At 53.5% G+C, this 11,880-nt stretch carries 12 protein-coding genes and 4 pseudogenes; 13 read left to right on the top strand and 3 right to left on the bottom strand.

Translation table 11 applies throughout. From position 1 onward, the window contains the following. The first annotated feature begins 77 nt into the window (after positions 1–77). The 9 genes and pseudogenes from DFO56_RS01895 to DFO56_RS01855 all read left to right on the top strand — a co-directional run bounded on the left by DFO56_RS01895 (position 78) and on the right by DFO56_RS01855 (position 5,365). The gene (locus DFO56_RS01895; protein WP_045507224.1) at positions 78–656 is read left to right on the top strand and encodes a phage baseplate assembly protein V; all 579 of its coding nucleotides are present in this window, start codon (positions 78–80) and stop codon (positions 654–656) included. After that, the gene (locus DFO56_RS01890) at positions 653–1,012 is read left to right on the top strand and encodes a GPW/gp25 family protein (protein ID WP_045506598.1); all 360 of its coding nucleotides are present in this window, start codon (positions 653–655) and stop codon (positions 1,010–1,012) included. The genes DFO56_RS01895 and DFO56_RS01890 overlap by 4 nt, the downstream gene beginning before the upstream one ends. Further along, the gene (locus DFO56_RS01885) at positions 999–1,907 is read left to right on the top strand and encodes a baseplate assembly protein (protein WP_045506601.1); all 909 of its coding nucleotides are present in this window, start codon (positions 999–1,001) and stop codon (positions 1,905–1,907) included. Before DFO56_RS01890 ends, DFO56_RS01885 begins: the two co-directional genes overlap by 14 nt. After that, on the top strand, positions 1,900–2,505 hold the full coding sequence (locus DFO56_RS01880) for a phage tail protein I (RefSeq protein WP_045506605.1): 606 nt from the start codon (positions 1,900–1,902) through the stop codon (positions 2,503–2,505). The genes DFO56_RS01885 and DFO56_RS01880 overlap by 8 nt, the downstream gene beginning before the upstream one ends. Then, positions 2,502–2,891 (top strand): annotated as a pseudogene (locus tag DFO56_RS25120) (phage tail protein); the annotation flags it as partial. The gene DFO56_RS01880 and the pseudogene DFO56_RS25120, both read left to right, overlap by 4 nt. Continuing rightward, a pseudogene (locus DFO56_RS25115) lies at positions 2,877–4,705 on the top strand (phage tail sheath subtilisin-like domain-containing protein). The pseudogenes DFO56_RS25120 and DFO56_RS25115, both read left to right, overlap by 15 nt. Positions 4,706–4,714: 9 nt before the next feature. Beyond that, positions 4,715–4,945 (top strand): annotated as a pseudogene (locus tag DFO56_RS01865) (phage major tail tube protein); the annotation flags it as partial. Next, positions 4,945–5,082: pseudogene (locus DFO56_RS01860) on the top strand (phage late control D family protein); the annotation flags it as partial. The pseudogenes DFO56_RS01865 and DFO56_RS01860, both read left to right, overlap by 1 nt. Before the next feature lie 67 nt (positions 5,083–5,149). Next, a complete protein-coding gene (locus tag DFO56_RS01855; protein ID WP_072051601.1) occupies positions 5,150–5,365 on the top strand; it encodes an ogr/Delta-like zinc finger family protein in 216 nt (71 codons plus the stop codon). A gap of 120 nt (positions 5,366–5,485) precedes the next feature. Here the strand turns inward: DFO56_RS01855 and DFO56_RS01850 are convergent, their stop codons facing one another. Next, entirely contained in the window at positions 5,486–6,355 is an 870-nt protein-coding gene (locus tag DFO56_RS01850) for an HNH endonuclease (RefSeq protein ID WP_045506607.1), read from the bottom strand. A gap of 362 nt (positions 6,356–6,717) precedes the next feature. Further along, positions 6,718–8,403: an aspartate:alanine antiporter gene (locus DFO56_RS01845; RefSeq protein WP_020457185.1), complete on the bottom strand. Its 1,686-nt coding sequence runs from the start codon at positions 8,401–8,403 to the stop codon at positions 6,718–6,720. A gap of 281 nt (positions 8,404–8,684) precedes the next feature. On the opposite strand from DFO56_RS01845, the gene ybjM reads away from it, so the two are divergent. Beyond that, entirely contained in the window at positions 8,685–9,050 is a 366-nt protein-coding gene (gene ybjM / locus DFO56_RS01840) for an inner membrane protein YbjM (RefSeq protein ID WP_045506610.1), read from the top strand. A gap of 30 nt (positions 9,051–9,080) precedes the next feature. Here the strand turns inward: ybjM and DFO56_RS01835 are convergent, their stop codons facing one another. After that, a complete protein-coding gene (locus tag DFO56_RS01835) occupies positions 9,081–9,344 on the bottom strand; it encodes a GrxA family glutaredoxin (RefSeq protein WP_017456131.1) in 264 nt (87 codons plus the stop codon). 174 nt (positions 9,345–9,518) lie between these two features. Between DFO56_RS01835 and nfsA the strand changes: the two genes are divergently transcribed. From nfsA to DFO56_RS01820, 3 genes are all read left to right on the top strand, one after another. Next, positions 9,519–10,241: an oxygen-insensitive NADPH nitroreductase gene (gene nfsA, locus DFO56_RS01830; RefSeq protein WP_020457187.1), complete on the top strand. Its 723-nt coding sequence runs from the start codon at positions 9,519–9,521 to the stop codon at positions 10,239–10,241. A 72-nt stretch (positions 10,242–10,313) separates the two neighbouring features. Continuing rightward, complete coding sequence (gene rimK / locus DFO56_RS01825; protein ID WP_020457188.1) at positions 10,314–11,216, top strand: 30S ribosomal protein S6--L-glutamate ligase; 903 nt, start codon at positions 10,314–10,316, stop codon at positions 11,214–11,216. A gap of 85 nt (positions 11,217–11,301) precedes the next feature. Beyond that, positions 11,302–11,781, top strand: coding sequence for a YbjN domain-containing protein (locus tag DFO56_RS01820; RefSeq protein ID WP_020457189.1), 480 nt, complete (start codon positions 11,302–11,304; stop codon positions 11,779–11,781). Positions 11,782–11,880: the final 99 nt, after the last annotated feature.

Below are 11,880 nucleotides of genomic sequence, written 5' to 3'. Positions count from 1 at the left end.
CGAGGATTTGGATTGTATTGTTAACCTTACAATACCTCACTAAAGAAAATCCATTGAGTACGATTCAAAATTATTTTATGAACGCACAACTTACCGAAATCATGCGCCTTATCACCAATCTGATCCGCACCGGCACAGTCACCGAAGTGGATCGGAAAAACTGGCTGTGCCGGGTAAAGGTGGGCGAACTCGAAACCAACTGGATTAACTGGCTGACCCTGCGCGCCGGCGGTGCGCGGACATGGTGGTGTCCGTCGCCGGATGAGCAGGTGGTGGTACTGAGCATGGGCGGCAATCTGGAAACCGCTTTTGCGCTGCCCGCGATTTATTCCAATCAATTTGCGCCGCCCTCAGATTCCCCTGACGGCTGCGTGACGCAATACCCGGACGGCGGCTGGTTTGAATATGAACCCGCCACCGGGCGCTGGTTCGTCAAAGGCATTAAATCCATGGTGATCGAGGCGGCAGATAATATCACCCTGAAAACTGGTGAGTTCGTGGTGGAGGCCAACAACACACGCATAAACAGCGCGGTGGTGATCAATGGCGGCGTCACCCAGGGCGGTGGCGCCATGAGTTCCAACGGGATCGTCGTGGATAATCACGCGCACATTAAAGTGAAAGCGGGCGGCGACACCTCGGGAGGCCCGGTATGACGCTCTATATCGGCATGAGCCGTGATGACGGGCGGGCGATGACGGACACGGCGCATCTGCGCCAGTCGGTGCGCGATATTCTGCTGACGCCGCAGGGCAGCCGGCTTGCCCGCCGTGAATACGGTTCCTTGCTCTCCGCGCTGATTGACCAGCCGCAGAACCCGGCGCTGCGCCTGCAGATCATGTCTGCAGTCTATGTGGCGCTGACCCGTTGGGAGCCACGGCTTACGCTGGATTCCATCACTATAAGCAGCAGCTTTGACGGCGACATGCTGGTTGAGCTTACCGGTAAACGTAATAGCGGCGCGCCTGTTTCCTTTTCCGTATCCACAGGAGCAGCCAATGCCGGTCATTGACCTTTCCCAACTCCCCGCGCCGCAGATTGTGGACGTACCGGATTTTGAGACGCTACTGGCTGAACGTAAGGCGACATTCATTGCGCTTTATCCTGCAGAAGAACAAGCCGCCGTTCGGCGCACCCTGGCCCTTGAATCAGAACCCGTCACCAAGCTGCTGCAGGAAAGCACCTACCGCGAAATCCTGCTGCGTCAGCGTATCAACGAGGCGGCGCAGGCGGTCATGGTGGCGTATGCCATCGGCAGCGATCTCGAGCAACTGGCTGGCAACTACAACGTCAAACGCCTGACGGTAACACCGGCTGACAACAACGCCGTGCCGCCGGTTGCAGCGGTGATGGAAAGCGACGAGGCGCTGCGCTTGCGTGTTCCCGCTGCGTTTGAGGGGCTGTCCGTGGCTGGCCCGACGGCGGCCTATGAGTTTCACGCCAAAAGCGCGGACGGGCGCGTGGCGGATGCCAGCGCAACCAGCCCGGCGCCGGCTGAGGTGGTACTTACGGTTCTAAGCCGCGAGGGAGATGGCTCGGCAGAAACTGATCTGCTGGCGTTGGTTGAGCAGGCGCTTAACAGCGAGAACGTGCGCCCGGTTGCAGACCGCCTGACGGTACGCAGTGCCGAAATTATCCCCTACAGTGTGGATGCGACGATCTTTCTTTATCCTGGACCGGAAGCTGAGCCAGTGATGGCGGCGGCAAAATCCAGCCTGCAGAAGTATATCGCCAGCCAGACACGGCTGGGACGTGATATCCGGCGCAGCGCCATTTATGCCGCGCTGCATGTTGAAGGTGTGCAACGTGTGGAGCTGGCGTCACCGCTGAATGACGTGGTGCTGAACAAGACGCAGGCGGCATCCTGCACGGAATGGAGCGTGACCAACGGGGGCACGGATGAATAGCCTGCTACCGCCTGGTTCATCACCGCTTGAGCGCCGACTGGCGCAGAGCTGCAGCGCAATTACGGATTTGCAGGTGCCGCTGCGTGATTTGTGGAACCCGGCAACGTGTCCGGTCAGCTTTCTGCCGTATCTGGCGTGGGCCTTTTCCGTAGACCGCTGGGACGAAAGCTGGACGGAGAGCGTCAAGCGCCGGGTGGTGCAGGATGCTTTCTATATTCATCAGCACAAAGGAACAACCAGCGCTGTGCGGCGCGTGGTCGAGCCGTTCGGCTTCCTGATCCGCATCATTGAGTGGTGGCAGACCGGCGAGATGCCGGGGACGTTTCGCCTGGACATTGGCGTGCAGGACCAGGGCATTACCGAAGAAACCTATCTCGAGCTGGAACGCCTGATCAGCGACGCCAAACCGTGCAGCCGTCATCTTGTCGGCATGTCCATCAACCTGCAGACCAGCGGGCCGTATTTTACGGGCGCAGCCAGCTACAGCGGCGAAGAAATCACCATCTATCCGTATATCAACGAAACCATTATTTCCGGCGGCACTGCTTACGAGGGTGGCGCGGTCCATGTTACTGACACAATGAGAGTGCATCCATGAGCCAAAAATTCTATACCCTGCTGACGGAGATCGGCGTGGCGAAACTGGCAAGCGCCGCCGCGCTCGGCGTGCCGCTGAAAATTACCCGAATGGCAGTGGGGGACGGTGGCGGCGTGCTGCCAACGCCCAGCGCACAACAAACCATGTTGATTGCCGAAAAGCGCCGTGCAGCGCTGAACATGTTGTATATCGATCCACAGAACAGCAGCCAGATTATTGCAGAGCAGGTGATTCCTGAAACCGAAGGCGGTTGGTGGATTCGCGAGGTTGGGCTATTCGATGAAACCGGCGCGCTGATCGCCGTGGGCAACTGCCCGGAGAGCTACAAGCCACAACTGGCAGAGGGCAGTGGGCGCACGCAGACCGTGCGGATGATACTGATTACCAGCAGTACCGATAACATCACCCTGAAAATTGATCCATCCGTGGTACTGGCAACCCGTCAGTATGTGGATGACAAGGTGATTGAACTCAAAGCTTATGCTGACGATAGGCTTAATAAACACATAGAGGCAGTTGATCCTCATCAGCAGTATGCAAAAAAAGACAGTCCGGTATTTAGCGGTGCGCCCACGGCACCAACGCCGGAGGCTGGCGACAAAAGTAAAAAGCTTGCAACGACAGAGTTTGTTGCTTCAACACTGGCGACATTGGCAGGAAGTGTTCCAGAAACACTCGACACTCTTAAAGAACTGGCTGAAGCGCTTGGTAACGACCCTAATTTTGCCACGACCGTACTGACCCAACTCAGCGGAAAAATGGATAAATCGCAGAATGGTGCCGATATACCTGATCCCCAGTTATTTTTGAAAAATATTGGCTTACCTGATGTTGTACCTGGTCGATTTTTGCGTCGTCGGTTCATTACTGCTAGCGGGAACTATAAACCAGGCGGCGATGTAAAAATGATACGCGTCAGAGTTGTCGGTGGAGGAGGTGGTGGTGGCGCCGCAGGGCAAACTAGCAATGGATATACCGCTATTGGCGGGGGCGGTGGAGCCGGTGGGTATTCTGAGCAAACTCTAAAAGTAAATACAGATTTTCAGGTAGTCAACGTAACGATTGGTGCCGGTGGTGTGCCTGGAGGGCAATCTGGTTATTCCGGCTGCGCTGGAGGTTTGACGTCATTTGGCTCAATTTGTTCAGCCACTGGTGGGGATGGAGGGGCTGGAACCAGCGCAACAAACAACTCCTCTTACATCATGTCCGGCGGTGCTGGCGGTTTGGGTTCCGGTGGCGAGATTAATGCATACGGTGCTCCGGGTAGCGCTGCCATTATGCCATCGGTAGCGCAGGGCGAAAGCGAAGCGGAAACCACCTCCAACATTATCGGCGGCGTACGGCTGACGGTAAAAAAACGGGGATGAAAGCGCTGCTTTCGGCGCAGTCGCAGCTTGGCGTCAAGCCGCGCATTCTTGGCGTGCCGGGGCATGACACGCAGGCGGTTGCCACGGAGCTGCTGAGCGTGGCGCAGTGCCTGCGCGGGTTTGCCTACCTCTCTGCCTACGGCTGCAAAACCGTGGAGGAAGCCATTGCCTACCGCGCCAATTTCAGCCAGCGCGAGGGGATGCTGATCTGGCCTGATTTCATCAATTTTGACACGGTGCTGAATGCAGACGCGACGGCTTACGCCTCCGCCCGCGCGCTCGGTCTGCGCGCCAAAATCGACGAGCAGACCGGCTGGCACAAAACCCTGTCTAATGTCGGCGTGAACGGTGTTACCGGCCTTTCCGCCGATGTGTTCTGGGATCTGCAGGACCCGGCAACCGACGCCGGGCTGCTTAACCAGAATGACGTGACCACGCTTATTCGCAAAGACGGCTTCCGCTTCTGGGGTTCCCGCTGCCTCAGTGATGATCCGCTGTTTGCCTTTGAGAACTATACCCGCACGGCGCAGGTGCTGGCTGACACCATCGCAGAAGCGCACATGTGGGCGGTGGATGGCGTGCTTAACCCGTCACTGGCTCGCGACATTATCGAAGGTATCCGCGCCAAGCTGCGCAGCCTGAAATCGCAGGGCTACATCTTCGGCGCAGACTGCTGGCTGGATGAGTCGGTGAACGATAAAGACTCCCTGAAAGCCGGCAAGCTCACTATCGACTACGACTACACGCCGGTGCCGCCGCTTGAAAACCTGATGCTGCGCCAGCGCATCACCGATCAGTACCTGCTGGACTTCTCCAGTCAGGCCAGCGCGTAAGGGGACACCATGGCTTTACCACGCAAGTTAAAACACCTAAACCTGTTCAACGACGGGAACAACTGGCAGGGGATCGTCGAGTCGCTGACGCTGCCGAAATTCACCCGCAAATTTGAAAAGTATCGCGGTGGCGGCATGTCGGGCGCGGTCGATGTGGATATGGGGCTGGATGACGGCGCACTGGACACGGAGTTTTCCATTGGCGGGATGGAGTCGCTGATCTTCAAGCAACTGGGTAAAAGGTGAGCGGCTTTAAGCAGCCTATCGATGATGCAGAGTGGACCATCACTACGCTGACGCACTCCGTCAGCCCGGACAGTGGATTTATCACCAGTCTGGATCTCGAAGTGAAAATAGATGAGTTCGAAATTGAATGATTAGTTCCATAATGAGAACAATAAGGTATCATTATTGCGAACTGGTTAAGAGTGAGGGCTATTAATAATGATGAATTGTCCATTGTGCGGGCAGGCCGCGCATACCCGCAGTAGCTTTCAGGTTTCCAGCGAAACCAAGGAACGATACAACCAGTGCAAGAATATTGAATGCGGGCATACTTTCGTCACGCATGAAACCTATGTTCGCTCTGTATGCCGCCCGCAGAAAATCAGCGCGGCTCCGCCTCATCCAAAAGGAACGCAGGGGCAATTAGCTTACTGATTCTGACCCGCCGCTGGCGGGTTTCAATTTTCCGGGTTCTGCTGCGTAATAAAAGAGTCCTAGAAGAACAGCCATTGTGTATAAGTTAATCAATAATGAAAGCTGCATAGATAATAATTTTCACTCTTCAGGAATTTCTCTACCCTGTTTTACCAAATGCTTTATTGTCGCGTAGTCATAATACCCTGCCGCAACCTGCTTAGCATATTCGATACGCTGTAAGGCAAGAGCCTTTTCATACATCGCACTTCTTACCGAAATCGCTAAAAAATGGTCTAGTTCTGCCAATTCCTCAACTGTTCTATCAACAGTAAGCAGATATTTACGCTCGTGACGCTCAATCGCAGCAACAAGAAATGCTGCGCGATCTGCAATATTATGTAAGGGCTTATCACCCAGAAGGCTGTTACACTGCGGGCAAGATGGCACGGTGTGACGGCGGTCATAGTGTCTCACGCCACCTCTCCATGCAACGGAAACTACATGATCACGAACTATACCGGATTTAGAGTCACCACAATAAATACATCTCGGTCGATCTGAATCATGTTGATTAATATTTAATAATGATGTCGAACTTAATTCCTCATATACATATGGTACTGGTTGTTTTCGTTTCGCTCGACATGCAATTACAGCCTTGATTGCTTCATCTGATAACGGTTCATCTTCAATTTTTTTAATTCTATTTGCCTGAAGTTTATCAGTCCTGAACAGATCATCTTTAACAACTGAGCTAGATTTTGGCGCTGTTTTTTTTGATTTACGAACCGTATCAATGCTTGATTTGTTGAAACTCGAAGAGGCCTCTTTAAGGAATGTGACTTTTTTAATAGAGTTAATTTGGTTCGTATTAGTCGGAGGAATAGGCTCTGCAACATAGGAGTATTTGCTAAAAATCTCATAGAAAAGAATAGAGCAATTGAATTCGTCATCACTATAAAGACTATTAAAGTGCTCCAATGCTTGTTTTCTGCTGCGGAAAAACATCTGCCCCCCTTGTTACAGTTTCATCATAAAAATATTTATTGAATCTATTACTAGTTGAGACTTATATCTATCAGTGAGTTACCATTTGGCCTTTATTAGCAGGAACGGCTACCTAAAAAGAAATCAATGGGTAAATTATCTGCCGCCATTTTGCCGCCATACTCCTCATAGTTGCTACCTAACTTACTGAGTATAAAGGCTAAGAATTTTAGGCAACAAAAAACCCATCAACCTTGAACCTAAGCGGCGGGGTTGATGGGCTCCACAAAATGGGGACATCAAAGAAAAGCAGTGGCACTAGTTATGACTGACGCCCCACAAAAAAGTTCTGCGCATAACTGAAATATTTCTCAGCTTCAGACTTATCCGAGACCAGGCCAGATAATGATGATTAATGTCCCTGCAAGCGTCAGCAGAACGTTGGCGATGGCGTAGGTGCCCGCATAGCCCAGCGCCGGGATATTGCTACGCGCTGTATCGCTGATGATCTCCATTGCCGGAGCGCAGGTGCGCGCACCCATCATCGCGCCGAACAGCAGAGCACGGTTCATTTTCAGCACATACGCACCAAACAGAAAACAAATTAACACCGGTACCAGGCTGACAATAAGCCCGGCGATCAGCATCTGGCCGCCCACCGCGCCAAGACCGTTGCCGATGCCGCTACCGGCGCTTAAGCCCACGCCCGCCATAAATACCATCAGGCCAAACTCTTTCACCATCATTAGCGCGCCCTGCGGGATATAGCCGAACGTCGGGTGGTTGGCACGCAGAAAGCCGAGCATGATCCCGGCGAACAGAAGGCCGGCGGCGTTACCCACGCCGAAGCTGAAAGAGCTGAACTGGAAGGTAATCATACCGATCATCAGGCCGACAATAAAAAACGCGCAGAAGGCGAGCAGGTCGGTGACCTGGCTGTGAATAGAGATAAAGCCGATGCGGTCGGCAATGGTTTTCACGCGGCGCGCGTCACCGCTGACCTGCAAAACATCGCCCTTGTTGAGCACGATATTGTCGTCAATCGGCATCTCAATCTGGCTGCGGATCACGCGGTTGAGGAAGCAGCCGTGATCGGTCAGCTTTAACTGCGCGAGGCGACGACCAACCACGTTATGGTTTTTGACCACCACTTCTTCGGTGACGATACGCATGTCGAGCAGATCGCGGTCGAACACCTCCTTGCCGTTGCGAAAGCTCGGGTCAAGGCGCGCGTGCGCATCCGGGTAACCGACCAGCGAAATTTCGTCGCCCATTTGCAGTACGGCATCACCGTCGGGGCTGGCGAGAATGCCATTGCGGCGAATGCGCTCGATATAACATCCTGTCTGGCGGTAGATCCCCAGCTCGCGCAGGTTTTTACCATCGGCCCATGCCACCAGCTCCGGCCCCACGCGGTAGGCGCGGATCACCGGCAGATACACTTTACGGTGCGCATCCGTGTCCAGACCGCGTTCGCGGGCGATCTGCTGGGCGCTGGTCTGTAAATCCTGGTGCTGCAATTTCGGCAAATAGCGTGCGCCGAAAATCAGGCTCACCAGACCAATCAGATAGGTCAGGGCATAACCGAGGCTCAGGTTATCCAGCGCACTGGAGAGTTGTCCATTTTCCATACCGGAATGACGCAGCGTGTCACCCGCCCCCACCAGAACTGGTGTCGAGGTCATCGAACCGGCCAGCATGCCTGCCGTCAGGCCAATATCCCAGCCGAACAGTTTGCCAAGGCCTAAAGCGATCAACAGCGCGCTGCCCACTAATACCAGCGCCAGCATGAGGTAATTCTTACCGTCGCGAAAAAAAATAGAGAAAAAGTTTGGTCCGGCTTCAACACCAACGCAAAAAATAAACAGCATAAAGCCAAGATTAAGTGCATCCGTGTTAATGCTGAAATGTTGCTGGCCTAATAATAATGAAACCACTAAAACGCCAATGGAATTACCGAGTTGAACAGAACCCAGTCGTAATTTACCGAGACAAAGTCCGAGTGCCAGAACGACAAACAATAACAGTATGTAATTCCCGTTTAACAAATCTGCGACGTTTATATTCACGGAGGCTAACTTCTTGTTTACTTGTAAGCTGTTGAAAGAAATGGTTATTTGAGCTAGTGTTTTGCTCATGCGCTGGCGTACGAAAAAAGCGGTGCAACACCAGACACTCCTCACAAAACAAAAACAGGCCGCTAGTTTAATCGTATTAGATTACAACGGCTAGTGAGAATCGCGTATTTACGTGGGTGCTTTTCTGGCACGGATTGCCGCAACGCTTTATCTGTCCGGACATTCTTTTGAACGAGTTGTTAGTGCGATAGAGAAAAAGTCAGGAGGCGTGTTTGAAGAACAGGCGAAGTCGGGTCGGCGTTATTTGCTGCGCATTACTTTTTATTGCGGTGTGTTTGTTGCTGGTCATAAATATGAACGGCGCGCTACCCGTGTCCGGTAATCCAGAATTAGGCTTACTGCTTTTCACGCTTCCCGGTATTGTCGGTGGGCTGATTGCTCGCCGACGCAAAGCGATCGTGCCGCTTTTCGGCGCCGTGCTGGCGGCTCCATTTTGCTATGTGCTGATTTACTTGCATTTAGCCTCTTCGCAGTCGAACTGGCAGGTTATTGCCTGGTTGTTCAGCGCGATTTTCTGGTGCGGAATGGGCGGGTTATTCTATCTTTTTGTGCGCAAGATTCTGCGCTGCAAGAAATAAAACGCCCTCAGAAAGAGGGCGTTGCTCGGCTCAGGCAAACAGGCCGAAATGTTCTTTGGCATAGGCCTCGAAATCGGTGCAGCCGCCAATGTGTTTCTGGTCGAGGAAAATCTGCGGCACAGTTTCAACCGGTTTCCCGACGGTTTTTTCCAGGTCGGCTTTGGTGATGCCTTCCGCGTGGATATCCACGTAGCGATAGTTGAAATCATCACGCTCGGCGGTCAGTTTTTCTGCCAGTTCTTTTGCGCGTACACAGTATGGGCAGCCTGGGCGGCCAAAAATTACAGCAAACATACTCTCTCCCAAATCTGAAGGTAACTGCCGGTTATCATGACCATAACTGCGCGTAATGAAAAGCAGGTTATGCCTGTTGCTTTAATCTTTACAACCTTTCAGCGCAAATTGCGGATACAACGAGGATGCAGGCTTCGCCTATACTGAGGGTCTTGTTTATTTGGGGGATTATTCATGACACCAACTATTGAATTGCTGTGCGCCCATCGCTCCATTCGCCATTTTACCGATCAACCGATTACCCAGGCGCAGCGCGAGGCGATTATCGCCAGCGCGCAGGCGACATCCAGCTCCAGCTTTTTACAATGCAGTTCGATAATTCGCATCACCGATCCTGCGCTACGCCAGCAACTGGTGACGCTCACCGGCGGGCAACAACATGTGGCGCAGGCGGCGGAATTTTGGGTGTTCTGCGCTGATTTCCATCGTAATTTCCAGATTTGCCCAGAGGCGAATCCTGGGCTGGCGGAGCAGTTGCTGCTCGGCGTAGTCGATACCGCGCTGATGGCGCAAAACGCTTTCACTGCGGCAGAATCGCTCGGGCTGGGTGGCGTTTATATCGGTGGAATTCGTAACAGCATTGAAGCCGTAGGTGAGTTATTGCAGGTGCCAAAACATGTGTTACCGCTGTTTGGCCTGTGCCTTGGCTGGCCTGCCGACACGCCGGATAAGAAACCGCGTCTGCCTGCGCAACTGGTGGTGCATGAAAACCGCTATCAGCCGCTGGATAAAGATGTGCTGGCGCAATATGACGAGGAGATCGCCCACTACTATATGACGCGCGACAGCAATACGCGGCGTGACACCTGGAGCGATCATATCCGCCGCACCATCATTAAAGAGAGCCGCCCGTTTATTCTCGACTATTTGCATAAACAGGGATGGGCGACACGCTAATTCCCGTTCATCCTGCACGTCGCTGCGTGTATCATACGCCTGCTTTGACAGGTCTTTTTAGAGAGGTGCAGGGTGAAAATTGCCATATTGTCCCGGGATGGAACGCTCTATTCGTGTAAACGCCTGCGCGAAGCGGCGATGCAGCGCGGTCATCTGGTCGAGATCCTCGATCCGCTTTCCTGTTATATGAATATCAGCCCGGCGGCCTCGTCCATTCATTACAAAGGCCGCCAGCTGCCGCATTTCGATGCGGTGATCCCGCGTATCGGCTCGGCCATCACCTTCTACGGCACCGCCGCGCTGCGTCAGTTTGAAATTCTTGGCAGTTATCCGCTCAATGAGTCGGTGGCGATCACCCGCGCCAGAGACAAGCTGCGTTCGTTGCAGTTACTGGCGCGCCAGGGGATTGATCTGCCGGTAACCGGCATTGCCCATTCACCAGACGATACCAGCGATTTAATTGATATGGTCGGCGGCGCGCCGCTGGTGGTGAAGCTGGTGGAAGGGACGCAGGGCATCGGCGTGGTGCTGGCGGAAACCCGCCAGGCAGCGGAGAGCGTAATTGACGCTTTTCGCGGTCTGAATGCACATATCCTGGTGCAGGAGTTCATTGCCGAAGCGAAGGGAACCGATATTCGCTGTCTGGTCGTCGGCAATGATGTGGTCGCCGCCATTGAACGCCGGGCGAAAGAGGGGGATTTTCGCTCTAATTTGCATCGCGGCGGCAAGGCGCTGGTGGCACATATCACCGAGCGTGAGCGTGAAATCGCGCTGGCTGCTGCGCAAACGCTGGGGCTGGATGTGGCTGGCGTCGACATCCTGCGCGCCGAACGTGGCCCGCTGGTGATGGAAGTTAACGCATCGCCCGGGCTGGAAGGCATTGAAAAAACCACCGGCATCGATATTGCGGGCCGCATGATCCAGTGGATCGAACGCCAGGCAACGCCGGGTTTTTGCCTTAAAACCGGCGGCTGAGGCGATTTTCCCGCGCAATGAATGGTACGTTCTGGCCTTTTTGCGTAAGCTATGGCCAATTTTTTCGCTAAGAGAGCACTGTTTTATGGATTCACTCGTCGTTCCGGGTCTGGACACGCTGCGTCACTGGCTGGATGAACTGGGCATTAACTTTTTTGAGTGCGATAACTGCCAGGCGCTACACCTGCCGCACATGCAAAATTTTGATGGCGTGTTTGATGCAAAAGTCGACCTTGTTAATGACGTTGTGCTGTTTACCGCCATGGCGGAAGTCAAACCGTCGGCACTGCTGGCGCTGGCCGCCGATCTCTCCGCCATTAATGCCAGTTCTTTGACGGTAAAAGCATTCCTCGACCTTCAGGATGATAATCTGCCGAAGCTGGTGGTTTGCCAGTCTTTATGCGTCGGGCCGGCCATTACGTTTGAACAGTTCGCCTGGTTTATGCGCCAGAGCGAAGAGCAGATTTCAATGGTCATTATGGAAGCCAACGCACATCAACTGCTGTTCACGCCAGGCGAAGAAGAGATGGTGGCAGGTGAAGAGTCGCACAATTTTCTCCACTGACTCTGTGCAGCATTAACGCAGTCGCTGCCACGGCGGCTGCATAATAAATATTTTTATTCTGCTATTAACCTTTCCTTAAAGAATTTTTCACCGCTATTC

The sequence above is a fragment of the Kosakonia sp. AG348 genome (assembly GCF_003337365.1).
In the GTDB taxonomy this organism is placed as follows: Bacteria; Pseudomonadota; Gammaproteobacteria; order Enterobacterales; family Enterobacteriaceae; genus Kosakonia.
Note: the sequence above shows the minus strand (reverse complement) of the source record. Positions and strands in the feature narration are given on the sequence as shown.